Source organism: Microbacterium bovistercoris (genome assembly GCF_003387575.1).
Lineage (GTDB): Bacteria > Actinomycetota > Actinomycetes > Actinomycetales > Microbacteriaceae > Microbacterium > Microbacterium bovistercoris.
Genome location: NZ_QUAB01000036.1, coordinates 1 through 24,747 on the forward strand (window position 1 = coordinate 1; position 24,747 = coordinate 24,747).

Annotated in this window: 29 protein-coding genes and 1 tRNA gene; 21 read left to right on the top strand and 9 right to left on the bottom strand. The window is 65.1% G+C overall.

Going from position 1 to position 24,747, the window contains the following annotated elements; genetic code table 11:
- Nucleotides 1-72 precede the first annotated feature (72 nt).
- The 5 genes from DY023_RS06490 (at nucleotide 73) to DY023_RS06510 (ending at nucleotide 5,402) form a co-directional block, all read left to right on the top strand.
- Entirely contained in the window at nucleotides 73-1,905 is a 1,833-nt protein-coding gene (locus DY023_RS06490) for a dipeptide ABC transporter ATP-binding protein (RefSeq protein WP_116241534.1), read from the top strand.
- Nucleotides 1,902-2,867: an ABC transporter permease gene (locus DY023_RS06495; RefSeq protein ID WP_220347249.1), complete on the top strand. Its 966-nt coding sequence runs from the start codon at nucleotides 1,902-1,904 to the stop codon at nucleotides 2,865-2,867. The genes DY023_RS06490 and DY023_RS06495 overlap by 4 nt, the downstream gene beginning before the upstream one ends.
- Nucleotides 2,864-3,829, top strand: a complete 966-nt coding sequence (locus DY023_RS06500) for an ABC transporter permease (RefSeq protein ID WP_116241535.1) — start codon at nucleotides 2,864-2,866, stop codon at nucleotides 3,827-3,829. The genes DY023_RS06495 and DY023_RS06500 overlap by 4 nt, the downstream gene beginning before the upstream one ends.
- A 24-nt stretch (nucleotides 3,830-3,853) precedes the next feature.
- Nucleotides 3,854-5,296, top strand: coding sequence for an aminopeptidase P family protein (locus DY023_RS06505; protein WP_245958619.1), 1,443 nt, complete (start codon nucleotides 3,854-3,856; stop codon nucleotides 5,294-5,296).
- Between the two features lie 15 nt (nucleotides 5,297-5,311).
- Nucleotides 5,312-5,402, top strand: a tRNA-Ser gene (locus tag DY023_RS06510).
- A 62-nt stretch (nucleotides 5,403-5,464) separates the two neighbouring features.
- Here DY023_RS06510 and DY023_RS06515 read toward each other — a convergent pair.
- Together DY023_RS06515 and DY023_RS06520 are read right to left on the bottom strand one after the other, a co-directional pair.
- Nucleotides 5,465-6,622: a tyrosine-type recombinase/integrase gene (locus DY023_RS06515; RefSeq protein WP_116241536.1), complete on the bottom strand. Its 1,158-nt coding sequence runs from the start codon at nucleotides 6,620-6,622 to the stop codon at nucleotides 5,465-5,467.
- On the bottom strand, nucleotides 6,615-7,178 hold the full coding sequence (locus DY023_RS06520; protein ID WP_116241537.1) for a helix-turn-helix domain-containing protein: 564 nt from the start codon (nucleotides 7,176-7,178) through the stop codon (nucleotides 6,615-6,617). The genes DY023_RS06515 and DY023_RS06520 overlap by 8 nt, the downstream gene beginning before the upstream one ends.
- 109 nt (nucleotides 7,179-7,287) lie before the next feature.
- Here DY023_RS06520 and DY023_RS06525 point away from each other — a divergent pair, with 109 nt between their 5' ends.
- The 7 genes from DY023_RS06525 (at nucleotide 7,288) to DY023_RS06555 (ending at nucleotide 11,830) form a co-directional block, all read left to right on the top strand.
- A complete protein-coding gene (locus DY023_RS06525) occupies nucleotides 7,288-7,488 on the top strand; it encodes a helix-turn-helix transcriptional regulator (RefSeq protein ID WP_116241538.1) in 201 nt (66 codons plus the stop codon).
- Nucleotides 7,485-8,039, top strand: a complete 555-nt coding sequence (locus tag DY023_RS06530) for a hypothetical protein (protein WP_116241539.1) — start codon at nucleotides 7,485-7,487, stop codon at nucleotides 8,037-8,039. Before DY023_RS06525 ends, DY023_RS06530 begins: the two co-directional genes overlap by 4 nt.
- Nucleotides 8,036-8,458: a hypothetical protein gene (locus DY023_RS06535; protein ID WP_116241540.1), complete on the top strand. Its 423-nt coding sequence runs from the start codon at nucleotides 8,036-8,038 to the stop codon at nucleotides 8,456-8,458. The genes DY023_RS06530 and DY023_RS06535 overlap by 4 nt, the downstream gene beginning before the upstream one ends.
- Nucleotides 8,458-9,774, top strand: a complete 1,317-nt coding sequence (locus DY023_RS06540; RefSeq protein WP_116241541.1) for an AAA family ATPase — start codon at nucleotides 8,458-8,460, stop codon at nucleotides 9,772-9,774. Before DY023_RS06535 ends, DY023_RS06540 begins: the two co-directional genes overlap by 1 nt.
- A 435-nt stretch (nucleotides 9,775-10,209) precedes the next feature.
- Nucleotides 10,210-10,404 (top strand): hypothetical protein, encoded by a 195-nt coding sequence (locus DY023_RS06545; RefSeq protein WP_116241542.1) that lies wholly within the window; start codon nucleotides 10,210-10,212, stop codon nucleotides 10,402-10,404.
- Nucleotides 10,401-10,724, top strand: coding sequence for a hypothetical protein (locus tag DY023_RS06550; protein WP_116241543.1), 324 nt, complete (start codon nucleotides 10,401-10,403; stop codon nucleotides 10,722-10,724). The genes DY023_RS06545 and DY023_RS06550 overlap by 4 nt, the downstream gene beginning before the upstream one ends.
- 2 nt (nucleotides 10,725-10,726) lie before the next feature.
- Nucleotides 10,727-11,830, top strand: a complete 1,104-nt coding sequence (locus DY023_RS06555; protein ID WP_116241544.1) for a hypothetical protein — start codon at nucleotides 10,727-10,729, stop codon at nucleotides 11,828-11,830.
- Between the two features lie 536 nt (nucleotides 11,831-12,366).
- Here DY023_RS06555 and DY023_RS06560 read toward each other — a convergent pair.
- On the bottom strand, nucleotides 12,367-13,479 hold the full coding sequence (locus DY023_RS06560) for a site-specific integrase (RefSeq protein WP_116241545.1): 1,113 nt from the start codon (nucleotides 13,477-13,479) through the stop codon (nucleotides 12,367-12,369).
- Entirely contained in the window at nucleotides 13,466-14,041 is a 576-nt protein-coding gene (locus tag DY023_RS06565; RefSeq protein ID WP_116241546.1) for a helix-turn-helix domain-containing protein, read from the bottom strand. Before DY023_RS06565 ends, DY023_RS06560 begins: the two co-directional genes overlap by 14 nt.
- Before the next feature lie 249 nt (nucleotides 14,042-14,290).
- On the opposite strand from DY023_RS06565, the gene DY023_RS06570 reads away from it, so the two are divergent.
- The 9 genes from DY023_RS06570 to DY023_RS06610 all read left to right on the top strand — a co-directional run bounded on the left by DY023_RS06570 (nucleotide 14,291) and on the right by DY023_RS06610 (nucleotide 21,630).
- Entirely contained in the window at nucleotides 14,291-14,488 is a 198-nt protein-coding gene (locus tag DY023_RS06570; protein ID WP_116241547.1) for a helix-turn-helix domain-containing protein, read from the top strand.
- 67 nt (nucleotides 14,489-14,555) lie between these two features.
- Nucleotides 14,556-14,846: a hypothetical protein gene (locus tag DY023_RS06575; protein WP_116241548.1), complete on the top strand. Its 291-nt coding sequence runs from the start codon at nucleotides 14,556-14,558 to the stop codon at nucleotides 14,844-14,846.
- Nucleotides 14,843-15,292 carry a hypothetical protein gene (locus DY023_RS06580; RefSeq protein ID WP_116241549.1) on the top strand — a complete coding sequence of 150 codons (450 nt, stop codon included), beginning with the start codon at nucleotides 14,843-14,845 and terminating at the stop codon, nucleotides 15,290-15,292. The genes DY023_RS06575 and DY023_RS06580 overlap by 4 nt, the downstream gene beginning before the upstream one ends.
- The gene (locus DY023_RS17805; RefSeq protein ID WP_147303279.1) at nucleotides 15,273-15,689 is read left to right on the top strand and encodes a hypothetical protein; all 417 of its coding nucleotides are present in this window, start codon (nucleotides 15,273-15,275) and stop codon (nucleotides 15,687-15,689) included. The genes DY023_RS06580 and DY023_RS17805 overlap by 20 nt, the downstream gene beginning before the upstream one ends.
- Nucleotides 15,686-16,870, top strand: a complete 1,185-nt coding sequence (locus tag DY023_RS06590; RefSeq protein WP_116241551.1) for a DUF3631 domain-containing protein — start codon at nucleotides 15,686-15,688, stop codon at nucleotides 16,868-16,870. Before DY023_RS17805 ends, DY023_RS06590 begins: the two co-directional genes overlap by 4 nt.
- Nucleotides 16,867-17,190: a hypothetical protein gene (locus tag DY023_RS06595; protein ID WP_116241552.1), complete on the top strand. Its 324-nt coding sequence runs from the start codon at nucleotides 16,867-16,869 to the stop codon at nucleotides 17,188-17,190. Before DY023_RS06590 ends, DY023_RS06595 begins: the two co-directional genes overlap by 4 nt.
- Before the next feature lie 436 nt (nucleotides 17,191-17,626).
- Nucleotides 17,627-17,965, top strand: a complete 339-nt coding sequence (locus DY023_RS06600; protein WP_147303280.1) for a hypothetical protein — start codon at nucleotides 17,627-17,629, stop codon at nucleotides 17,963-17,965.
- Nucleotides 17,966-18,047: 82 nt separating this feature from the next.
- Nucleotides 18,048-20,894, top strand: coding sequence for a tape measure protein (locus DY023_RS06605; RefSeq protein WP_181905745.1), 2,847 nt, complete (start codon nucleotides 18,048-18,050; stop codon nucleotides 20,892-20,894).
- Nucleotides 20,895-21,009: 115 nt separating this feature from the next.
- The gene (locus DY023_RS06610; protein WP_116241555.1) at nucleotides 21,010-21,630 is read left to right on the top strand and encodes a hypothetical protein; all 621 of its coding nucleotides are present in this window, start codon (nucleotides 21,010-21,012) and stop codon (nucleotides 21,628-21,630) included.
- A gap of 449 nt (nucleotides 21,631-22,079) precedes the next feature.
- Here DY023_RS06610 and DY023_RS06615 read toward each other — a convergent pair whose 3' ends face one another.
- The 5 genes from DY023_RS06615 to DY023_RS06635 are packed head-to-tail and all read right to left on the bottom strand — an operon-like array spanning nucleotide 22,080 to nucleotide 24,688.
- Entirely contained in the window at nucleotides 22,080-22,601 is a 522-nt protein-coding gene (locus DY023_RS06615; protein ID WP_116241556.1) for a hypothetical protein, read from the bottom strand.
- 6 nt (nucleotides 22,602-22,607) lie between these two features.
- On the bottom strand, nucleotides 22,608-23,072 hold the full coding sequence (locus DY023_RS06620) for a hypothetical protein (protein ID WP_116241557.1): 465 nt from the start codon (nucleotides 23,070-23,072) through the stop codon (nucleotides 22,608-22,610).
- A gap of 28 nt (nucleotides 23,073-23,100) precedes the next feature.
- The gene (locus DY023_RS06625) at nucleotides 23,101-23,796 is read right to left on the bottom strand and encodes an SOS response-associated peptidase (RefSeq protein WP_116241558.1); all 696 of its coding nucleotides are present in this window, start codon (nucleotides 23,794-23,796) and stop codon (nucleotides 23,101-23,103) included.
- Between the two features lie 9 nt (nucleotides 23,797-23,805).
- Complete coding sequence (locus DY023_RS06630; RefSeq protein ID WP_147303281.1) at nucleotides 23,806-24,396, bottom strand: hypothetical protein; 591 nt, start codon at nucleotides 24,394-24,396, stop codon at nucleotides 23,806-23,808.
- 10 nt (nucleotides 24,397-24,406) lie between these two features.
- Nucleotides 24,407-24,688 (bottom strand): hypothetical protein, encoded by a 282-nt coding sequence (locus DY023_RS06635; protein WP_245958620.1) that lies wholly within the window; start codon nucleotides 24,686-24,688, stop codon nucleotides 24,407-24,409.
- Nucleotides 24,689-24,747 lie beyond the last annotated feature (59 nt).

Sequence of the window (24,747 nt, forward strand, 5' to 3'; positions counted from 1 at the left end):
TGACCAAGTAGTCGCAGGACTCGCGGGCCGGCGGCGGCTCATCCGCCGCCGGCCCCTCTCGAAGGAGCAACGATGTCACTTCTCGACGTGCAGAACCTCGTCGTCGACATCCCCACCGAGGACGGCACCGTGCACGCCGTGCGCGACGTGTCGTTCGCCGTGGAGCAGGGCGAGTTCTTCGGCGTGGTCGGGGAGTCCGGGTCGGGCAAGTCCGTGCTCGTGCAGTCGATCATGGGCCTGATCCCGGGGGCGGAGACCTCGGGAACCGCGATGTTCCGCGGTCGCGACCTGCTCACCCTGGAGCCGGGCGGCATGCGCGCGGTGCGTGGCAAGGAGATCAGTATGATCTTCCAGGACCCGCTGTCCAGCCTGCATCCGCAGTACACCGTCGGCTGGCAGATCGTGGAGCAGATCCGCGCGCACGACAAGAGGATCAGCGCGCAGGGTGCGAAGGCCCGCGCGATCGAGCTGCTCGAGAAGGTGCGGATCCCCGATGCGGGTGCGCGCTTCGACGCCTACCCGCACCAGTTCTCCGGCGGCATGCGTCAGCGCGTGATGATCGCGATGGGTCTGTCGCTCGGCCCGGCGCTCATCATCGCCGACGAGCCGACCACCGCACTGGACTCCACGGTGCAGGCGCAGATCCTCGACCTGCTCGGCGAGATGCGCGAGGACACCGGGTCGACGGTGCTGATGATCAGCCACGACCTCGGCGTGCTCTCGCGCGTGGCCGACCGGGTGATGGTGATGTACGGCGGCCGCCGGCTCGAGCTGGGAGCCAGCGCCAGCGTGCTGGGCTCGCCCGCGCATCCGTACACAGCGGGGCTCCTGCGCTCGTCGTCGTTCAACCGCGAGCCGGGCGTGCCGCTCACGCCGATCCCGGGCCGCCCGCCGAGCCTGCTCGCGCCGCCGCTCGGATGCGTGGTCGCCGACCGGTGCCCGGATGTCATGGACGTCTGCGGCAGCAGGCCGCCGCTGCGCCGGTACGACGACGGCACCGAGGTGGAGTGCTGGCTCGAGGACGCGCCGTCCGAGCCGCCGGCGCCCGCGCCGCTCGCCCCGGTCCCGGTGGATGCGGATGCCCCGCGGACCATCGCCGCGGCATCCGATGTCACGCTCACCTTCACGCAGCGACGCAAGCAGAGCCGCACGGTGCTCGATCACATCTCGGTCGAGGTGCGCCGCGGCGAGACGCTCGGCCTGGTCGGCGAGAGCGGATGCGGCAAAACGACGCTGGCACGCACGCTCGCGGGCCTGATCTCGCCGACCTCCGGCTCGGTGACCTTCGACGGTCAGGAGCTGTCCGGCCTCGGCCACAAGGAATGGCGCGACCTGCGCCGCAAGGTGCAGGTCGTGTTTCAGGACCCGTTCGGCTCGCTGAATCCGCGGCGCAGGGTCGGTTCGATCATCGGCGACCCGTTCCGCATCCACCGGCTCGCCTCGGGCGAGAAGCGCCGCGAGAAGGTGCAGGAGCTGATGGAGCTGGTCGGCCTCAACCCCGAGCACTACAACCGCTTCCCGTCGCAGTTCTCCGGCGGGCAGCGGCAGCGCATCGGCATCGCCCGCGCGCTGGCACTGAACCCCGAGCTCGTCATCCTCGACGAGCCGGTCTCGGCGCTGGACGTGTCGATCCAGGCGCAGGTGCTGAACCTGCTCGAAGACCTGCAGCGCGAGCTCGGGCTAACCTACGTGTTCATCTCGCACGACCTCGCCGTCGTCCGGCACATCTGCGACCGCATCGCCGTGATGGACGGCGGGCGCATCGTCGAACTCGGCGACGCGGAGACCCTGTACCGCGATCCGCAGCATCCGTTCACCCGCAAGCTGCTCGCCGCCGCCGCGCCCGAGGTGCGGCAGCAGGCGCCGACCCGCACCCTCGTCGAAGTCGGAGGAGAAGCCGCATGAAGGTCATGACCCCGCGCACCGCGCTGATCGCAGCGCGCAACTCCGCAGATGTGCAGCTGAAGGGCTCGTGGCGGCTGACGTTCGAGCGGCTGCGCCGCGATCCGGCGAGCATCGCCTCGGTCGTCGTCATCCTGCTGATCGTGCTGTTCGCGATCTGCGCACCGCTCATCGCCGCAGCCACCGGCCACGGGCCCACCGAGCAGTTCCGCGAGACCGGGCTCAGCCCGGAGGGCATGCCGATGCCGCCGAGCGCCGAGTTCCTGCTCGGAACCGATCAGCTCGGCCGCGACATCCTGGTGCGGCTGGCGTACGGCGCCCAGGTGTCGCTGCTGGTCGGCGTGGTGGCATCCATCGCGGCCTCCCTCATCGGTGTCACCGTCGGCGTCGTCTCCGGGTTCGTCGGGGGAGTGACCGACACCGTGCTCAGCCGGATCACGGATCTGGTGATGAGCGTGCCGTTCCTGCTCTGCGCGATCGCGCTGGTGTCGGTCCTCGGCCCGAGCCTCGGCCTCTCGATCGCGGTGATCGTGTTCTTCAGCTGGACCGGCCTCGCCCGCGTGATCCGCGGTCAGGTCGTGGCGCTGCGGCATCGCGAGTTCGTCGAGGCGGCCAGGTCGCTGGGTTCGTCGAAGTGGTCGATCATGTTCCGCGACATCGTGCCGAACCTGGTCGTGCCGATCATCGTCTACACGACGCTGATGATCCCCTCGGCGATCGTGTTCGAGGCGACGCTGTCGTTCCTGGGACTGGGTATCGTGCCGCCGACGCCCAGCTGGGGCAACATGCTGGCGGATGCCGCGAACGGCTCGATCTACCTGGTCGCGTGGTGGATGGTCGTGGTGCCCGGCACCGCGCTGCTGGCGCTCACCCTGTCGTTCAACCTGCTGGGCGACGGGCTGCGCGACGCGCTCGATCCGTCCAGCCGATCAGGTCGGCCGGCGGCGAAGGGGGCCCGCAAGTGACCCGCTTCATCCTGTCCCGCATCGCCTTCGGCGTGCTGGTGCTGTTCCTGCTCAGCGTCTTCGTGTTCTTCCTGTTCTACGTCACGCCCTCCGACCCGGCCCGCATCATCGCGGGCGACAAGGCGACTGAGGAGCTGATGGCGCAGATCCGCGTGAAGCTCGGGCTGGACCAGCCGATCTACGTGCAGTACCTGCAGTTCGTCGGCAATCTGCTGCACGGCGACCTGGGGTACTCGTACCGGTCGAACATGCCGGTGTCGGAGCTGCTCGCCTCGCGCATCCCGGTGACGATGTCGCTGGTGCTCGGAGCGGTCGTGCTGTGGCTGGCGATCGGCATCCCGATCGGCATCACCTCGGCGCGGCATCCGGGCACGTTCCGCGATCGCGCAGGCCAGGCGTTCGCGATCATCGGGATCAGCTTCCCGACGTTCGTGCTCGGCATGGTGGCGCTGTACCTGCTGTACTTCCTGCCCTCGAAGGCGGGCATGATGCTCTTCCCGCCCAGCGGGTACGTGCCGTTCCTGCAGGATCCGTTCGGCTGGGCGTGGCATCTGCTGCTGCCGTGGCTGACGCTCGCGCTGGTGGTCGCCGCTGTGTATGCGCGACTGACCCGCGGGCAGATGCTCGAGGTGTTCGGACAGGACTACATCCGCACCGCCAGGGCGAAGGGCCTCACCGAGCAGCGGGTCACCTACACGCACGCATTCCGCAGCGCCATGCCGCCGCTGGTCACTCAGCTGGGCATCGACATCGGGCTCATGCTGGGCGGCGTGATCGTCATCGAGCAGGTGTTCGGCCTGCTGGGCGTCGGCAACCTGGCGGTCTCGAGCGTCGCGATGCAGGATCGTCCTGTGGTGATCGCGATCGTGCTGCTGGGCGGACTGTTCGTCGTCGTCTCGAACCTCATCGTCGACGTCCTGTACGCGGCTATGGACTCACGGGTCCGCACCGCCGGCCGCTGACCACACTCCTCAGAAGGGAAATCCATGACTCTCGACCACGCGCACGCCCCGGCGGCGTCCTCCATGCCGGCTCCCGACGAGCGCGACCCGCGGATGCCTCGGCTCACGCTCTCGCCCGGATTCATCCGGTCGATGCAGAGCGGATGGGGCGAGGCGGACCGGATGCCGCGGCTCACCGCAGGCACGGCTCAGGCAGCAGCCGCGCACCGCGCGCGCCTGTCGGCCGCGCTGCCCGGCAAGCGGATCGCGGTGGCCGCGGGACGCGCGCCGATGCGCGCGAACGACTCGGCGTACGAGTTCCGTGCCGACAGCGACTTCCTGTGGCTGGTCGGCGCGGCGATCGAGGATGCCGTGATCGTGCTCGATCCGGTCTCGGGAGGGCATCTGGCGACGCTGTACCTGCCGGCGCCGTACCGGCCCGGCGACGACGGGTTCTTCGGCTCGGCGCTGCACGGCGAGCTGTGGGTCGGACCGATGCCCGGCCTCGCCGAATACGCCGAGGCACTGGACGTGCGCACCCGCCCCATCGAGGACCTGGAGGCGGATGCCGCGACGCTGCGCGCCGGCGCCGCCGTACAGGACCTGCCGCGCTCGGAGGAGCTGGCGCGCACGCTGTCCGAGCTGCGGATGTTCAAGGACGAGTGGGAGACCGCCGAGCTGCGCGCCGCGATCGACGGCACGATCGACGGCTTCGCGGCGACCGTCGCCGAGATCCCGTCGGCCGTGCGCTGGGGCGGGGAACGCTGGCTGCAGGGCACCTTCGACCGGCACGCACGTACGGTGGGCAACGGGGTCGGCTACACGACCATCGTCGGCTCGGGCGCGCACGCGCCGATCCTGCACTGGGTGCGTGCCGACGGGGCGGTCGATCCCGAGGCGCTGCTGCTGCTCGACATGGGCGTGGAGCGGAACTCGGGCTACACCGCCGACGTGACGCGCACGTTCCCGGCATCCGGCTCCTTCACCGCGGTGCAGCGGCAGGTGCACGATCTCGTCGAGAAGTCACACCGGGCGGGCCTCGCCGCGGTCGGGCCTGGCCGGCCGTGGAGCGACTTCCACGTCGCGTCGATGGAGGTGCTCGCCCAGGGGCTGCACGACTGGGGCGTGCTGGACGTCTCGGTGGACGAGGCGATGTCGCCCGACGGGCAGCAGCACCGCCGCTTCATCGTCTGCGGCGTGGGGCACCATCTCGGCATCGACGTGCACGACTGTGCCTCGTCGTCGTACGCCGCGTACCAGGGTGCCCAGATGCAGGAGGGCATGGTGCTGACCGTCGAGCCCGGCCTGTACTTCCACTCCTTCGACGAGACCCTGCCGCCCGAGCTGCGGGGGATCGGCGTGCGCCTCGAGGACGACCTGCTGGTCACGTCGACCGGTGCCGAGGTGCTGTCGGACGCGCTGCCCATCGACGCCGACGGCATCGAGGCGTGGATGAAGGGCCTCGATTCGCGCGAGCGTCGCGCGTGACGTAAGCTTGTCCGCGGTGACGTGTCCGAGCGGCCGAAGGTGCAACTCTCGAAAAGTTGTGTAGGGTAACCCCCTACCGTGGGTTCAAATCCCACCGTCACCGCCAAAGATGAAGCCCCGCTTCCCCTAGAAAACACTGGGGAAGCGGGGCTTCTCTCATGTCCGGGATTAGTCCCGTGGCAACACCTTGGCAACAACCGCAGCACGGCGAGCGTCATCCAGCGCGACTGCGACGCCGTCTAGGTCGTCATCGAACAGATCCGCGTAGGTGTCCAGTGTCATGCTTGCCGACGCGTGCCCCAGCATCCGCTGCACCGCTTTCACGTTGGCGCCCGAGCTGATCGCCAGGGATGCCGCCGTGTGCCGCAGGTCGTGCGGCGTCACCCGCGGCATCCGCGCCGGCTCCTGCTCGCCGCGCACCTTCGCCGCGGCCTCAGCCTTCGCCTCGACCTCGAGCACGCGATTCACCGCGGCCGAGAACCACCCGTCACGGCTGTTCGGCAATCGCATGTGCATTCGGCCGTCGCCGAACAGCAACTCATCCCGGCCCTTGCCTTCGCAGAGCTTCGCGATCGGCAGCGCCAGGAACTCCGGATAGGGCACCGAGCGCGTCTCGTGCGTCTTCGGCGTGCCGACGTGGATCACGGCGCCGACCATGACGGCGTTCTCCTCGACGCTCACGCGTCGTCTGAGTGTGTCGACATGCCTCACTCGCAGCGCGGTCGCCTCGCCCCACCGCAGACCCGTGTATGCCAGGAACAGCACGAGCGTCGGATGCGCTGCAGCGTCGGAGAGTGTCTGCACCTGCTGGTGCGTGAGGTACGGTTTCGACTTCGGCACCTTGCGGGGTAGCGCCACGCCCCTGGCGACGTTCCGCGATACCCGCCGATCCTTCACCGCGACATCCAGCACCGCGGCGAGCACGCCGTACGCGCGCAGCACCGTCGTCGCCGACTTCGTGCGCGCGAGCTCCGAAACCCACTCCTGAACCTCGGAGTGCCGCACCCCGCCGACCTGACGTGCGCCCCAGCGGGGCTGTACGTGCGTCTCCCACGCGCTCCTGATCGCCCGATAGCTGGAGGGCTTCATGACGTGCTCGCGCGCGCTGAGCCATCCTGTGGCGATTGACGCCACATCTTCGCGAGCGTCGGCAGGGTTGACGTATTCGCCCTTCGCCTTGCCGAGCTCGACCTCAGCGAGCCGCAGTTCAGCGTCACGCCGGCGGGTGAAGCCACGCTCAGAGGTCTGCCGGTGATCCGGGCGCCGATAGACGATCCGGTAGAGCCGCTTCCCGGCCTTCGTCTCGTAAGCGATGACGCTACCCATCTCCGGCCTCGACGCCCAGGCCGTGGAGCACGGCTACCTGATCTTGAAGCTCGGCCTCGGCGGAGGCGACGGCAGTGCGCTTCTCGGTCTCGGGCGCTGGGGGATAGTCCTGCGGAAACTCCAATCGCGCGCGCGCTTCCTCGAGCTGCCGAAGCAACCTCCCATAGGTGCGGATCGCGGCAAGCTGAGCTAGAGACTCGCGCTTTGCGGCCGGGTGCTGAGGTGCCAACGTCCATCCTTGGAACAGGTGCAGAAGATGCAGAGCCGTCCAGTGCATCTCCCCGCCTTCCCGTGCGAGGTCGGGTGTCGTGAGCACCGCCTGATCCGGGGTCGTGATCGGCAGTAGCAGCGCGACGAGTGGCACCTGGAGCGCTACTGCGAGCGCCATCAGCTGCGTAACCCCGATGTCTTTGCGCCTCCCGGTTTCGATGTTGGCGATGATGTCCCGGGTCAGACCGGCACCGCTACGGGCTGCCAGATCCTCGGCCGACATCTTGTTGAGCCGGCGGTAGTGAGCGATCCGGCCGCCGAGCGCTTTCATATCCAGTCCCGCCATGCCCTCACTTTACAGGGGTAGTTGTGATTTTTCATCACATCCACTAGCTTGTGACGTAGCGACACAATTTCATACAGATCATGTCAAATTGACAGAGAAGGGCAGTGGCATGGAGAAGTACCTCACCGCGGGACAGGTCTGCGAGATCGTCCCCGGTATGACGTTGACCAACCTCGCGCAGCTGCGGTTCAAGGGGACGGGGCCGAAGTTCCTGAAGCCGACGCCGCGCACGGTCGTCTATCGGGAGCGCGACGTGATCGCGTGGCTCGAGGCATCCGAGCGCACGAGCACGGCCGAGGTGCACGCATGACCGTCGAGCGCTGGCGGATGCTCTCGGGGCGGGTCGCGCAGCTGGACACGAGCCAGCCGACGGCGGCCGTCACCGACGCCCGCGAGATGCTGCGCGCCGGCGGTGCCGTGCTCATCAACGAGGAAGCCCCCGGCGCTGGCGGCAACCAGCCCGAGGGCCAGAACCAGAACACCAACACTCACGAAGGAGAACCGATCATGACCAGTATCGCAGAGCCGACCCAGTGCGCCTACGGGTGGTGCGAGGAAGACCACGATGACTGTACCGGCAACCCCGACATTCACTCGAGATCCTTCACGAGGGGCGGCATCCGCTTCGACTTCGTGCTCGACGAGAGACCCGACGCGCCCGCCCGTACGTACATCAACTGGATGGACATGTTCGAGGAGGAGTTCACGCCCGAACAGCTGGGACGGATCAACGAGATCGCCGCAGCGCTCATCGTCGGGAAGGCCGCGTTCGAGCAGTTCGTGCAGCAGGTGGCAGCGCCGCGCACCGTCCGCCGCGCGCCCGATGCGACCGACAGGATTCGTGCGCAGGAGGACGTGTGACCGAGCAGAGGGCGGCACTCACGGGTGTTGCCCTCCCCGCCTACCGGATCACCCCACAAGCGTCCAAGACTCTGCACGACTGGGCTGACAAGCTCGCGGCCGGTGACCTGCGCCTGTGGCAGCTCCCGCCGGCCGTATGCGCACTGTACTGGCTCGGCTACAACCAGGGCGTCGCATCACGGGACGAGGAAGTGCACCAGCTGCGCATCGACGCTGACCGGATGTGGCTGCTCGCCATGCCCGCCACTGACCGGCGCGAGTACCTGCTCGAGCGGCTTGACAACGCCGCACGCCTCGCGGATCGGCCCGACGTCGACGACGTCCTAGATGAGGCGTGGCGGATGTACTGCGCCAGCCTCGACACCATCCGTGAGCCCGTGCGGCTCGCATCAACTGAACATGGAAGGGAGGCCGCCTGATGAGCGATCAGCGTGACCTGCTACTCACCCCCGCATCACAGATCCCTACCCGCAGGCAAGCATGGCTGTGGACCGGGCGCATCCCCCTCGGGACGACCACGATCTTCGCCGGCCGGGGCGGGGAAGGGAAGTCAACGTTCGCCCTATACCTCGCCGCGCTCATCAACAAAGGCGAACTCGACGGCGACTTGCACGGCGCCGGCTACCCCGTCCTGATCATCAGCCATGAGGACGACTGGTCAACCGTGATGAATCCGCGGCTGATCGGCGCGACCGCGAACCTCGACTACGTGTACCAGGTGCGGGTGCGGATGACCGTCGACGAGACCACCTCCGAGACCGTCCCGGCGTTCCCGATGGATCTGCAGTTGATCCGGGATGCGGTCGAACAGACCGGCGCGAAGATGCTCATCGTCGACCCGATCACGTCGACGATCGGCGGAGACCTGCACAAGGTAGCCGACGTGCGGCGGGCGCTCGACCCGCTCGCCCAGTTGGCGCAGGAACTCGAGATCGCCGTCATCGGGATCATGCACTTCAACAAGGGCGCCGGCAACGCGTCCGACAAGCTCTCGGGATCTCACGGGTTCCGGGACGCCGTCCGCTCGGTGCTGCTGTTCGCGACCGACGAAGACACCGGTCAGCGCATCGTCACCGTGGACAAGTCGAACTACTCGCAGGAGCGCGGCGCATCCTTCGCATTCAACCTGACCAGCACCCCTGTGTACATCGATGACGGCGGATGCACCGAAGTCGGAACCGTCCAGTATCTCGGCGACACCGACGTGACCGTGAGCGACATCATCAACCGCACCAGCGGCGATGCCGAAAGCGTCGATGACCGCAACGCAGCGCAGGGATTCCTGCTCGACTACCTCCGCGAACGGGACGCGTACGAGGCGCCGGCCGGGGACGTGATCAAGGCCGGCCGCGTTGCAGGGTTCAGCGAGCAGGAGATCAAGGATGCCCGCCGGCGCTGCCGTGATCCCCGTGTGGCCTCACAGAAGTCCGGAGGGCGCGGGGTCGGTTGGGTGTGGGCGATCGTTTCTGAAGGTGGCACCAAAGGTGGCGAAGGTGGCACGGTTCCGAGTCCTGCCACCTTTGCCACCTTCACGCCACCTTTGACCGCAGACGACGATGATAAGGAGGCAGCGCCAGTGTCCTACCTCGACCACCGGCCCGCGATCATCGAGCGCGCTGACATGCGCTGCCCCGTCTGTGACGGCCCGGTCGGGATGCTCAACCCCGGCTACTGCGACACGATCGACACCGCACACGCGAACCACCGCGCCGACGCCCTGGCCGTGACCCAGTGATCACCCGAGACGCATTCGGTCACATAGCCGACACGATCACCTGCCCCGACTGCAACGCCGACCGCAAGCTCGTCGAGATCGAACCCCACGTGTTCGTGCTTGCCGTCATGCACGACGACACCTGCCCATGGCTCAACCCCGGGGGGTACGGGTGCGGAGACCTGGCCTGAACGATGGGACGCCTGACCGCCCGGGGGTCTTCATTTTTTCGGCCCAGGGGGGCGCGCGCGAGGGGAAGCTCATGAGCGCTGACACCTGTGGGCGATGCGGACGCCGGATCGATCTCACGCAGCGCCCCGGCTCTGCATGGTGCTCGGAGCGGTGCCAGCGCCTCGGGGAGGGCCGAAAGCGGGAACCACAGACCGATTCCGAGCGTTGGGCGGCGATGCTCGCACGCGATCGGGAACACCAGCGAAACCACGGAAGGAACACCCGATGAACGACCACACGTTTGAGGAGATCATCAGCGCCGGCGCGCCAGACGTTGCCGCGGAGTTCGAGGCGGTGAAGCGCGGCAGCTGCTCAGGCTGCGGGGCGCTCTGGATGCCCGAGATCCTCGGTGGCGAGTGGGGTGTCGTCATCGAACACGACGACGGATGTCCCGGCGAATGTCCGGAGGTGGTCGTATGATCGAGGCAGGCCAGGAGTTCCGGCCGGAAGATTCTGAAGTCGCTTGGAGTTCCAGCGCAACAGCCGAAGACCGTCGAGCACTGCTCCGAGAACCGGCACCCCATGCGGATGGGGGCAACCCGCTGAGCGGAGCCGCCGAGCTGGATCGAGTCATCAACGACATCGAACATCGGGCCGCGTCCGAGCAACGGAAGCTGACCAGGGATGAGCGAAGACTCGTCACCAAGCTCCGAGCGAAGCACGCCGAGTTGCTCTCCACCGCACTCAACGAAGCCGAGCGGTTCTTCGGGATCGCTCCGGATCACCCTGAGGAGTGGTGAACATGAACATGACCGAGAAGGACTTCACCAGCAAGGCCGCGCAGCACACCGCACAGGCGCGCGCCATCAGCAACGAGTTCGAGGGCAAGTCGATGCCCGCCGAGGCTGCGAAGCAGATGCAGGCGCACCTGCAGAAGGCCGGCGACCTCCGCCGACAGGCCGACCTCGCGAAGCACGAAGCATGGCTCGCTGAGCCGCAGTACAAGCACGACATGCTCGGCGGCAACGACTTCGACGCGACCCCCGCCACCGTGCACCCGCTCGCGATGCCGAACGATCTGCCCGGCCGTCTCGCAACGTCGACCCGCGAGGGTAAGACGTTCCAGTGGCGCTCTGACCTCGAGTCGAAGGCCGCGCTGACCACCAGCGACACGGGCACGTCCACCACGTTCGTCGGAACCAGCGTGCCCGCCGGCCTGCTGCTGCACAGCTTCGCCGGGGTCGCCGCCGCACCCCTCGACGGCATCGACGCGACGTTCCCGACGTGGACCACGCCGACCGCCGCCACCGGAGTCGCCGAGGGCGCAGCCGTCACCGAGTACGCCGACGTCGTCCCGGGCACGTCGACCGCAAAGCGCTACGGCCGGTGGACCGAGCTCAACGCGGAGTCCGAGCTCAGCCTCGGCACCGGAGACCTGCTGAGCCTGCACCGACTCGGGATCGCACGCGACCTGAACGTGGCCTTCCTGGCGGCGCTGAAGGCCGCACACGGCACGATCACCGCATTCGCGACCGACGCCGAGCACATGCTCCGCCTCGCCATCGCCACCGTCGCATCGCAGCTGGGCATCGAGCCCACCGCAGTCACCGTCGCCATCAACGCGGCCGACTACGCCAACCTCGGCTTCGCCCCCACGAGCGGCGCGGACGTGGCAACCAGCATCGTCCGGTTCGCCGGCGCCAAACTGTTCGTCACCCCCGCTGTCACCGCAGGCGAGGCCGTCGCGTTCGCTGGCATGGCGGCAAAGTACCACCAGGCCAAGTCGCTCGAGATCCTCACGGACCGCGACGTCAAGACCGCAGTGTGGAGCGTCGGCTCCCACGTCATCGGCGGATACGGCGTCGGACTGCCCGAAGGTGTCAGCTACGTCGACCTCGCCGCGTAGCACCCGCGCGTCAACGTCACCCGCCGAGGACACCAGCGCCACGCGCGGGAACGATGGCCGGATAGCCAGTGCCCTTTCGTCCTGACAGAGACCCGACCAGCGCGCAACACACAGTGCCCCTCAGGACAGACCCTGAGGGGCACTGTCGCGCCCAGGGGGGCACCCATTCGGAGACTGGCCGATCGGCGTGGGGGGCCTGACCGCCCGGGGGTCATCTATCTCCCTGGGCATTTTTTTCCACACGGGATGGACAATTCCGATGTCCACACTGCCGAGGGTCTCCACAGTGTGGAGAGCCCTCGGCATCCGGGCATAGAGCATCGATTCGTGGCAACACCGTGGCAACAGTCGCCGTGATTCGTGCCCGGTTCCGCCGACTCCAGTAAGCGAAACTCCGCATAATCACGCGGAGTTTCGGTGGGGTCACGTCGTCATGCGGCAGGGATTAGGGTTCAAATCCCACCGTCACCGCCACTGTAGAAGCCCCGCGATCCCTTGGAAACATTGGGAACGCGGGGCTTTCTCTATGTCTGGGGTTAGCTCGTGGACACGCTGGTGGACACATTCGCGGCGGAACGTGCCTGATCCAACGCGTCCGAAACGGCATTGAGGTCGTCGTCGAACAGGTCTGCGTAAACGTCCAGAGTCATGGCCGCAGAGGCGTGCCCCAGCATCCGCTGAACGGCCTTCACGTTCGCCCCCGCGCTGATCGCGAATGACGCGGCACTGTGTCGCAGATCGTGGGGTGTGACCCTCGGGAACGACGGATCTTGCGCCTGTGCCCGTTTCACTGCAGCGGCGAACCATCCATCACGGGAGTTGGGGAGTCGCATGTGATCGAACCCGTCACCGAACAACAGCGCGGCAGGGGATGGCCGCGACTCCGCAAGCTCTCTGATCCCTGCGGCGAGGAACTTCGGGTAGGGGACCGACCGTGCGATGTGAGTCTTTGGTGTGCCGACGATGACCGTCGTGCCGACCATCACGGCGTTCTCGTGCACGTTCAGACGCCGCTGCTCGAGGTTCACGTCACGAACCCGCAGCCCGGTAGCCTCACCCCACCGCAGCCCGGTGTACGCCAGCGTCTCAACCAGCAGCGCATGACGCCCAGCCGCAGACGCGAGAGCCGCCGCCTGTGTGTGCGTGAGGTAGATCTTCCGCTTGGCCGTCTTCCGGGGGAGGTTGACGCCCCGCGCCGGGTTCGAGGGAATGCGACGGTCTTTGACTGCCACATCGAGGATGCCGGCAAGCACCCCGTACACGCGGAGCACCGAGCTGGGGGAGTGCGTTGAACTGAGCGCGGTAACCCATGCCTGAACGTCACTGTGGCGGATGGTCCCGACCTGACGTGTACCCCACTTAGGGGCCACGTGAAGCCGCCACGCGCTCTCTACGGGCCTCAGAGACGACGGCTTGAGGTGTGACTGTCCCGCAAGCCAAACGGCCCCCAGAACGGCAATGGTGGCTTTGCTGTCGGCGGGGTCGACGAACGTCCCCTGGCTCTTGGACGACTCGAGGTTGTGCAAGTACTCCCGAGCATCCCGCTTCGTGGCAAACCCGCGCTTGGACGTCTGCTTGCGATCCGGTGTGCGGTACCGAACCCTGTAGAGCGTCTTACCGCTCGCGGTGTACGCCTCAATCGTCGCCATTGGGTAGTCCAGTCTCATCGACCTTGTAGTCGGTCAGATCGATTCCCAAGCCGGTTAGTCCCTCCGCTAGGTCGCGCAACCGGGCCTCCTCTTCATCGATGATGTTGCTCCAATCGGTGGCGGTGTCCGCTCCGCGTGCAATCTCAGCCCGAGCTCTGACGACGCGCTCTCGCGTCCGCGTGTAATCGAGCAGCATCTTGATCCGGTTCTGCGCAATCATCTGTTGCGGCGTCGCCGGATGGTTGGCCTGTTGCCCGGTCAAGAACCACTCAATCGCCGTCCACGCGCGGACGCGCTCTGCAACGCCTTCACCCTCTGCCACGTCCAAGAAGACGTTCGGCTGCTCAATGGGGAGAGCCAATGCCACAGGCGGAATCCCGAGGGCCCACGCTAGGGCAATCACTTCGTCAAGCGTCACGTCTTTCTTGCGGCCACTCTCGATGTTCGAGATGACAGCGCGCGACATCGGCACCTTCTTGCTGAGTCGTTCAGCGCTCAGGCCGGAGAGGTTTCGGTAGTAGGCCAGACGGGCTCCGAGCCCGTCGCTAGGTCGTTGAGGCATGTGAGCAGTTTAGACGCGCAGCTCATGAAAATGAAAGAGACTGGCATGCAATGAAAGAAACCTGCGCCGAATCGACGCAACACATGGTACAGTGAACTCAAGATCGCCCCTTCCGGAGCAACGCGATGAGGGATCGGGACGATGCGAACAGTGGCAACTCAATCGGCGGCTTGACCGCCACACAACCACTTTCGGGCCTCACCAACCGGTGAAGCCCTACTTGAAGCGCCAACAGAAAGGAGGTGCCCGATGGATGAACTGATGACGCCCGAACAGCTTGCGGAGTATCTGCAGGTGTCCACCGGCACGCTGTCGAACGATCGCTACCTGGGCCGTGGGCCGAGGTTCATTCGCGTAGGTCGCAAGATCCGGTACGCCCGAGCCGATGTGCAGGCGTACCTGGACGCGAATATCCACACGCGCACCGACCTGCGCGCAGCAGTCTGACCAAGACAAAAGCCCCCGAAGCCGTGCAGGGCACCAGGGGCACGAACACACACCTAGGAGAGATGAAATGTCCAGTACTGATGTTACCAGTGCCGTGCTCGAGCGACCAGCTTGGGCAACCGCCACGGAAGTCGACGACGCAGAGGGGATCGTCACGAACAGCGCAGAGCTGCAGTTTCGGCAGTTCACCGTTCGTCTCGTTCACGACGTTGTTGACGGAGCTGACCGCGGGACCGACGTCCTTGTTGACTGGAAGAACGGCGGCTGGAACGAGGCGTTTGAACTCCCGGCCACGGAGATCCCCGGACTCATCGAAGCGCTCAGGCGTGCACTGCGGACCGTGGAGGGGCAGCGATGAACACTCTGACCGCCCGCCCGCCGCAGCTCGCCGTACTCGCGGACATCGACAAGCAGATCGCCGAACTTGTCGAGAGGCGCGTCACAACCACCGAAGAGATGCTTGCTGATCTCGATTGGATGGAGACGCCCCTCACCCGCCTCCCGGACTTTTACGCCGGCAAGCTCGATGGCGCACCTGTCGGGACCCGTGTTCACATCGTCGCGCAGTACGAAGAGCGCCCCAGAGACGAGTTCTCGATGATGAGGTTCAGCACACACACGCCCGAAGCCTGCGAAGCCGAATGGTGTTGCGCCGGCGAAGCGGGCGGCATCGTCAAGGGCGGCGGTCCGACCCGGTGGCGCTTCCGATGCGAGGGAACGTTCGAATTCATCGGCAGCGCCAACTCAGGGTGGCGAGGTTCGCGCGAGTTTCTGTTCATTCAGGATGACAGCACCCAAGCCTGACGGGACAGACCGCCCCCGCATCCGAATCAGCGCAGAGGCCTCCCAGGCCATCGATTCGTGGGCTTGGGGACTCGCTGACGGAACACTTCGTCTCTGGCAACTTCCGGACGCGATCAACAGCCTCTGGAACGTCGCGTTTGAACACGGGCGGGCATCCCGAGATGAAGAAGTTCACCAGCTCAGGGTGGAGCGCGATCGCTACTGGTTGCGCTCCTTCCCTGACGCTGAACGGCAGGAATACCTGCTGTCCCGACTGGATCAGGCAGCAGCACTCGCGAACCGTCCCGACGTCGACGACGTGCTGGACGAAGCGTGGCGGCTCTACTGCGCCGGCCTGAACAACATTCGTGAGCCCATCAGGCTCACCGTAACTCAAGACTGCAGGGAGGTCGCATGAGCGATTTCACGGACACTTCCGACGGGTTCGACAGTTCCGACGGTTCATTGAGAGGGGTACTGCTCGACACCGTCGAATGGCTCTCGAGATATATCGTCGTAGCCGAACAGAGCGATATTGAGATGCTGGCGCTCTGGGCGGCGCACACGCACTTGTCGCACCGCTTCTACACAACGCCTCGGCTCATCATCGACTCGGCCATGCCGGGATCAGGGAAGACAACCGTACTCGAGCACCTGGCGCGGCTGTCGCATGCACCTATCCAAGCCGCTTCGGTGTCATCCGCGGCGCTGATTTCACGGCTGATCGCTGAAGGCCCGCGGACAATACTGATCGATGAAGCAGACAGATCTCTAGACCCGAAGAACCCGATCAACGCCGAACTGTTGGCGAACATCAATTCTGGGTACAAGCGGGGCGCCACTCGCCCCGTGCTGGTGCCGGTCAAGGGTGGCGCATGGGAGTCTCAAGAACTCTCCACCTTTGCCCCCGTTGCGATGGCGGGGAATGCGCCACACCTCCCCGACGACACTCGATCACGTGCGCTTCGGATCGTGCTCATGCCCGACTTCGAAGGGCGCGCGGAAGAGTCCGACTGGGAAGAGATTGAACCGCAGGCCGTCGACCTCGGTGCACGGCTGGCAGAGCTGATGCTGTCGCATGAGGAAGCGATTGCCAAGGCGCGCCCGCCGATGCCGGATGGGTGCCGCGGGCGGGCGAAAGAGCGATGGGCTCCGCTGGCTCGGATCGCGAGCGTTGCCGGTGGGATGTGGCCGCAGGTAGTGAGTGACCTCATTGAGCGGAACTTGGATGAGGTAACTCAGGAACTCAACGACGGTCTGGCCGCTGTTCCGCCCGCGGTGTCGCTGGTTACACACATTCATCAGGTGTGGCCCGATGCGCACGACTTCATGCGCACCGGCGATCTCATCAACCTTTTGGTGAACCTTGAGCCGCTCATGTGGGGTGACGCATCCAGCTATGGGAAGCGTCTGACAGCGCAACGGTTGGGGCGGATGCTCTCTCAGGCGTTCAAGATCCACTCCACCAAGAGGTTTGACGATCAGCGCGGATACCAGCGTTCTGCGTTCGAACTGGTGTGGAGACGGTTCGGGCTAGGGGTACTTCCTGTAACCGTCGGAACTGTCGAACCCGTCGGAAGTGTCGGGGGTGCAGCGTGACGAAACTGCAGCCGATCCGCGTCCACCCGTCGTTCCACACGCCGGCAGGGGCGGCGGTCTACGTGACCCGGGATCGACGGTCGATCCTGACGTCCATCCGTGTGGACAGGCTTCCCATCGCCGACGCGACCCCAGCACAATGCGCGGCCGTTCGCGACCTAGCCATCTCCGAATGGGTGATGCACGTCGCACCGATGTTGGAGGAGGCTCGAGAAACCTCATATTGTGCCGACCCAACGTTCTGGCAATTCTGGATCCTCAGCACACGCGAACGTGCCGTCATCCAAGAATTGCACCGCATCGAGCGGGAGGTGCGTTGATGAAGACATACCGCAGCCACCGATGCACCTCGCAACACCGCACCGAACGCACATTCCTGCAATGCGCAATCCGACACCTTGAATGGGTACAAGGTAAAGGATCAATTGCGGTAATCGCATGGTGCTCCGTCCCAACCGTGACATTGCACCAAACAACCGAATCAGCGGCTCATGCAATTCAGTCAATTGACGGAGGCGGTTGCGGAGGACGCTGTCGCCGTAAACACGAGGTCGTGCATATCGACCTCGAACACCAAGAGGAATGGAATTCCTGACATGCGCCCGAAAGGAACTGGCGAATGACTATCACGCACTGCATGGTGTGCGATCACCGAGGATGTGACGCCGTATTCGTGCCCGACGTACCAACCGCCCGAAACCGGCTCGTGCCGGCCGCACACGCAGACAGCTGCAATGAGGACGAGGGGAGAGCGGGATGACCGCTAAGAAGCCAAGGAAGACGCGCCGTCGTGAGGGTGGCGTGATGAGCGAAGATGCGAGATCGCAACTCGCTTGCAGGGTGTTCAGCGATCTGCTCGACATTCGGGATGGGGATGCGCTCGGTGACGTCGTAACGATGCGGCTGCGGCATCTGCATTCGGACGATGCGGTCTTCGTCGCGTCGTACGTGCTCGCGTGGCAGACACTACTGATTACTGAGGTTCGAATGCGCTCGAAGAGCGCCGCGAACACGATAGCCGAGGTCCGGGAAGGCCTGATGGCCGATCTCGTGGCCGAACGTTTGAAGGGGGAGTCCTATGGCGACAGGGGCTGAAATCGCGAACGCGTACGTCTCGCTGACGGTGAAGATGCCGGGCCTAAAGGGTGATCTGACAAAGGTGTTGAGCGGGCCGGAGGTGAAGTCGACGCTTGCGGGGTCGGGGAAGTCGATGGGTGCCGTGCTCGCTGGCGCTGTCGGTGGCGCTGTTGCCGCGGTCACGTCGAAGGCGATCGGCACGGTCATGGAGTCGATCGACGGCGCGATCCGTCGCGTCGACACGATGAACAACTTCCCGAAGATCATGCAGAACCTCGGGTTCTCCGCGAAGGACGCATCAAAGTCGATCAAGTTGATGTCGGACAAGCTGACCGGTCTGCCGACGTCGTTGGATGCGATGGCGGGGATGGTGCAGCAACTCGCACCGCTGACGGGCGGGCTGAAGTCGGCAACGGACCTGTCGCTCGCGTTGAACAACGCGTTGCTGGCTGGCGGCAAGAGCACGGACATTCAGGCGAATGCGCTCGAGCAGTATGTGCAGCAGCTCGCTGTTGGCAAGGTTGATATGGCTGCGTGGCGTTCGTTGGTGTCTGCGATGCCCGGGCAGATGGATCAGCTCTCGAAGTCGCTTCTGGGCGGTACGGCGAAGCAGACTGACCTGTACGCGGCAATGCAGTCGGGGAAGCTCTCGTTCGACCAGTTCAATGGTGCAATCCTCGACCTGAACAAGAACGGGTTCGGGAAGTACGCGTCGTTCGCCGCGCAGGCCAAGGACGCGACACAGGGCATCGCGACCGCGCAGACGAACCTGGGCACTGCGGTGACCCGTGGTCTGGCGAACATCATTCAGAAGTTCCAGCCGCAGATCACTGCCGCTTTCGCCGCAGTGACCGCGGCCGTGAACGACACATTCAAGGCAATATCTGCGACCTTTCACTGGATCGGCGCGAACCTCGATTGGCTGGCGCCTCTAGGCGTTGGTCTGGGAGTCGCTACAGGCGGGTTCGTGGCAATGGGCGCTGCGTCCACCGTGGCTGCCGCTGGTGGACTCGCGAAGTGGATTGCTGCGACCAAACTTGGCACGGGAATCCAGCTCGCGTTCAACGCGGTCATGAACGCGAACCCGATCATGCTGATCGTGTCGGCGATCTCCGCGCTCGTCGCGGGGCTGGTCTATTTCTTCACGCAGACGAAGCTCGGCAAGGAGATCTGGGCGAACTTCACCCGGTTCCTCGGTGAGGCGTGGGCGAACATCCAGGCGTTCTTCACCTCCGCTTGGGAGAACGTGATCCAGCCGGTGTTCAAGGCGATCGGCGAGATCGCGACGTGGCTGTGGGAAACGATCCTGAAGCCGGTGTTCGATTTCATCGCTGGTGCGGTACAGCTCATCGGCGGCGTGTTCAAGTTCTACTTCGACCTGATCGTGAACTACTTCCGCCTCTGGGGCGCGATCGCCATGTGGCTGTGGGACAACGCCCTCAAGCCTGCGATCAACGCGATCGGAGCGGCCTTCAACTGGCTGTGGACGAACGCGATCAAGCCGGTCATCGACGCGATCGTCACGGCCGCGCAGTGGCTGTGGACGAACGGCATCAAGCCGTACTTCGACCTGATCGGGCTGGGTATTCGGACGCTCGGTGCGGGGTTCGACTGGCTGTATCGGAACGCGGTGAAGCCCGCGTGGGATGCGATCAGTGGTGCGCTGCAGGCCGGTTGGGCGTGGATCGAGAAGAACGTGTTCGCCCCCTTCAAGACCGGGATCGACCTGGTCGCGAAAGGCTTCGAGATCGCGAAGGCGTCCATCGCGAAGACCTGGGACGGGATCAAGCAGGCCGCCGCGGTGCCGATCAACTTCGTGCTCGACACGGTGTGGAACAACGGTCTGCGGTCGTTCTGGAACGACCTGGTCACGAACCTGGGCCTGAAGGACATGAAGCTCCCGAAGGCGCCGCTGGTGAAGTTCGCCTCCGGTGGTGTCCTGCCCGGGTACACGCCGGGTCGTGACGTGCACGAGTTCTGGTCTCCGACTGGTGGGCGGCTGGCGCTGTCCGGCGGTGAGGCGATCATGCGGCCCGAGTTCACCCGCGCTGTCGGCGGTGCTGCCGGTGTAGCACGGCTGAACATGCTCGCCCGGTCTGGTGCGGCGTTCAAGAACGGTGGTGTGTGGGGCGACTTCGGCAACTTCGCCGGCGACGTGTGGGACAACATCGCATCCGCCGCGCAGGTGGCGGGGGAGTTCCTCGCGAACCCGATGAAGGCGATCCAGAAGCACGTGATCGACGGGATCATCCGACCGCTGATGGGCGGGCAGAACCTGTTCGGGAAGGCTGTCGGGCAGCTGCCGATCAACCTGGTGAAGCAGCTGGCGAAGAACTTCGGCGGCGGTGCCGGTGCGGGCAAGGCGGGCACGGGCTGGCAGGCCATGTGGAACCTGATCAAGGCGAACATCCCCGGCGCGGTGATGACCGGCAACTACCGGTCCCCGTCCCGTAACGCCGCGGTCGGTGGCGCGAAGGGCAGCTACCACATGCAGGGTCGGGCGATCGACCTGATTCCCGCGTCGATGGCGATGTTCAACGCCGTGAAGCGCCTGTTCCCGAACGCGACGGAGCTGATCTACACCCCGGCGGGGAGAGCGCAGCTGCGGAACGGGCGCCCGTTCGCCGGGTGGTCTGATGCGGTCAAGCGTCAGCACTACAACCACGTGCACCTGGCAATGGCCGGCGGCGGGGTGATCCCGCAGCTGTTCGACCAGGGCGGGTGGCTGCCGCACGGTGGTGTCGCGGTGAACCGTTCCGGGAAGCCGGAGCCGGTGCTGACGAACGACCAGTGGCGGGCGATGGGCCGTGGCCTGCAGGCGGGTGACCGGTTGCGGCTGGTCGTGGATGGGCGCGAGTTCAACGCGTACGTCGATGACCGTGTGGACGGCATCCTCGATGCGTCGTTCGATTCACCGCAGCAGACGACGTCTGAGTTCGGCAAGTAACCGAAATCCGTGGGGTGCCCAGCCCCGCGCACCGAAAGGCTCAAATGTGCCTTTCGGTGCGCGGGGCACCCCTTTCCATTCCCTAACACGGGAGAGACAAGAAGGGAGATCCCACATGGGACTCGACACATTCAACTATCGGCTCAACAACCTCCGCGACCGACTCGACAAGCGAAAGGAGACCTTCTACAGCGAGGCTGCACGTGTCCGCAACGATCCGCGACTCAACGACGCGGCCAAGCGGACAGACATTGCCAAGCTCTACCGCGCGGCACAGCAGGATGTTGACGCGCTTCACGCCGAGGAACGAAAGCTCACCAGTGACGAACAGCAGCGAATCGAACGCCAGGTCTTCGGCATCCGAGACTCTGACCCGTCAGCCTTGATCGCCTACCGAGACGCGCAGGACCGCGCCGCCCGCCTCGTGTTCGGGCAGCAGGATACGGCGCGCGAGATGCTGCGTTCGGCCACTCTCTCGGGAGACAGCACCCTGGCCGCAGCTGTCGTCGCGAAAGCCTTCACTTACGGCTGGACCGACATCATCGACTCCTACCGTGAAGCCAACCCGCGCCAGGCCAACGACATTGACGACCTCGCCGAGCTGTCCAGTTGGGTGCAGAAGAACGAATCCGACTTCTTCCGCGGATACGTCGGCACATTCCACATCAGCGAGCCCCAGGAGTTGTCCGGCATGCACGAATACGCCGTCAAGCAGCTCGCAGAGACCGCGGAGTAGGCAAGCCGACTTGCTGAGTGGGGTGTTCGGCACCTGGCCGGGCACCCCACCCCTCAGGAACACGGCGCTAGTTCCCTTGGCATTGCGAATGTCTCTTCCCGCGCTTCCACACACCCGCATCACTTAGAACGGAGTTCGACATGAGTCGAGGGTTCGGAAGACTGCAACGCGAACTAGTCGGCGAGTTGCAGAAGCTCCCGCCAGGCGCGGGCCTACTGACGGGAGGATTTGGCGGAAACACGCGGCGCGCAGCACTCAGGCTGGCCGATCGCGGGATCGTCCGCGTGGAATACCACCTGCTCGACGGTCGCCACCGGCAGGTGATCCGTCTGATTCAGCGGCGCCCTTTCCCGACCTGACAAATCTCCGTGTGTGAAAGTCTCGCAATGCCGAGGGTGCGAGCGTGAGGGGTGGGGAGGGGAGGGGCGGCCTAGGGCGGCGGTGCTCTGCTAGGCGCCTGGTCCTCTCCCGTTGAGGGAGTACGGGATGCCAGTCAGCGATTCCGTATCTTTCGCGATTGTGTCGTGGCGTGCGGCCTTGACGACAAGCTTTCGGTGTCGTGCGCGTCCGACGATCCTTGGCCGCAGATATTCCACTCGGTACCCGTTGTCGACACCCTTGTTGTACAGGTCGGCGGACGACGGGAAGCAGACACGCAAGGCGGTCTGGGCGTTGAGGGTTATCGGCATCTCCGGGAACTGGATGAGTTCTCGCTCGTCGCCACGAATCGCCTGTCTCGGTTGTCCGAAGTCGTCGTTCCCGAAGACGGCTTCGATACCCAAGATGATGGCCGGCGAACGACCGGTGTTGTAGACCACAACATCGTCACCGTCGAAGATGTAGGCGCCCTTGCTCATTGTGAATACTCGGCTGACATCTGCGTGGACCACTGCGCGGGCGGATAGGGCGTACCAGCCCGTGGTGACGGAAACGGCCAGCGCGAGGATGCTGATCGTGAGTTCCCAGTTCATGGTCGACTATCGGTCCGCAAGAACGGTCGTGTAGTGCTTCAGCCACTCCCTTCGCTCGTCCTCTTCTCCGTGGTAACGGGTGATGGACGCAGATCCCCATGAGAAGTGGAGCGTGAAGGTGGTATCGCGTTCTTGGATCCCGATTGTGTTGCTCGTCGTCAGGGGAGTGGAGTCGATGCGTACGCTTTCGAGCGTGGCGTTGGGCCAAACGTCGATAAAGACATCTTGTTGCTGCGCCGAAATGTCGCCGACGATCTGAACGGTTACACCTGACCCGAGGGCGACGATCTCGAGGGGGAAGGTGTTGTCTCCGCGGGTGGTGCCGACTACTGCCTTGGGCTCTGGCACGACTGCTTCCACAGCGGACATGATCTGGTTCATGATTCGCTCGTTGTCGCGGTGGCTCTGGGTCGGTGAGTAGCCGTCCCATCCGTCCACACCGATCAGGAACTGTTGGACGATGTTGGTCATTGGTCCTACCTCATCTTTGAGTAGATTGTCATCGGGCCGGCGCGATCACGGTCGCGTCCGTGGGGTCAACGGTGCGAGAGTTGTTGACTTTCCTGTCGACAACGTACTGGGTGATCGTGGATGCCACGTCCGCTGACCCCATTTCGAGCATGGCCAGCATGTCGTCGCGTCCACTTCGGTCCAGCTTCACCGGTTCGAGCCAGGCTTCTAACGCGTCGCCGGTGAGGAACGCTGGCATTCGGTCGTGCACCTCGCCGCCTGCGTCGCGCGCCTCCCGGGTGACGACGGCCATGCACCGCGACCGTTCGCCGTTCGGCAGCTCCATCGACCAGGTGAGCCCAGCGGCGGAGAGTAGCCCGTCGCCGTGGAGGAAGTGCGGGGTCTTGTCGCCCTTCTCGCCCGTCCATTCGAAGTAGCCGCGCATCGGGACCACGCAGCGAGCAGCGGTGAATGCCGGCGCCCAGAACCCCGTCGCCAGCTTCTCCATTCGCGCGTTGATCACCGGCGCACCACGGCGCATGTTCTTCGGCTTCTCCCAGTCCCACCGCACCAGCTCCAGGAAGCGTCCCTCGCCTCGATCCCGGACGATCACCGCGTCATCGGTCGGCGCGATCGAGTACGAGCCGTGGAAGTCCTTCCACCAGTCCTCCGGCTTCCCACCTTCGGCGACGTACTCCCGGATCAGCTCGTCCGTGTCTGCGTCCATCGCGAATCTGCCGCACATTCTCGGAGCCTACGCTGACGACTTGCTTGTTCTCATGACCCGTTGAGCCTCTCGGTGAGTCTTAGCTGCTTCGGTCCACTCGACAAGCCTCTCAACGTCATCGAGAGTGACCTGATCCGCATCCTGCCCCCTGAAGGCGGCCATGGCTATTTCTCTTCCCAACTCGAATAGCCAGGAGATGTAGCCGTCAAAGTCGAACGGCGACACGGCCAAGACCTGGTAGTCGTTTACGGCGTCCAGTATTAGCCGTAGCCTTTGCCGCGTGCTGGCGTCCGTGATCCTGTCGACGCCGTGACGAAGCTGCATCTCGATCGTTTCTAGCCAGGCGTCCTCGAACACGAACTCGAGGGGCGGGCCGCCAACGGCAGCGTCCTTCAAAACGTGATGTCGAACTTTGTTCAGTTCAGTCAAGAACGCATCAGCGACCTCTGCCAGTATCTCTCGCTGTCGGTTGTCCGTCTCCCTGTCGAACTTCAGTTGCTCACGATCATCCGTGCGCCTTTCCCTGATGTGCGCGATCAGGAGGGCGCCGCCAGTAGTGACGATGACACTTACGAGGGAGATCGCGGCGCCCAAGACCAACGTGATGGATGGATCCATGAGCGTGATACTACGCACCTTCAGTCATCTGAATAGCGTTGCCCCACACCCAGCAGCGGAACATCTGCCCGTCCAGGCCGCGGAACTCGATCCCCGCCGCTGATGGTGTCGACCGGACCACCTTCGCGTCTACCCGGATCGACTCGGCCCCAAACCTCACCCATGCCTTTACTCGGCGCTGCAACGCGTACGGGTACACCGTCAGCGGAACGTTCTTCAGATCAAGCTCACGCTCGGTGAGCGACTGCAGCGCGCCGCGTTTAGAGGCCGCGGTGACGGACCGCTCCTGCATCTCCCTGTCTAGGGTCGCCTGACGGCGAGCTGACGGGTTCCCCAACGCCGGCATCCTTC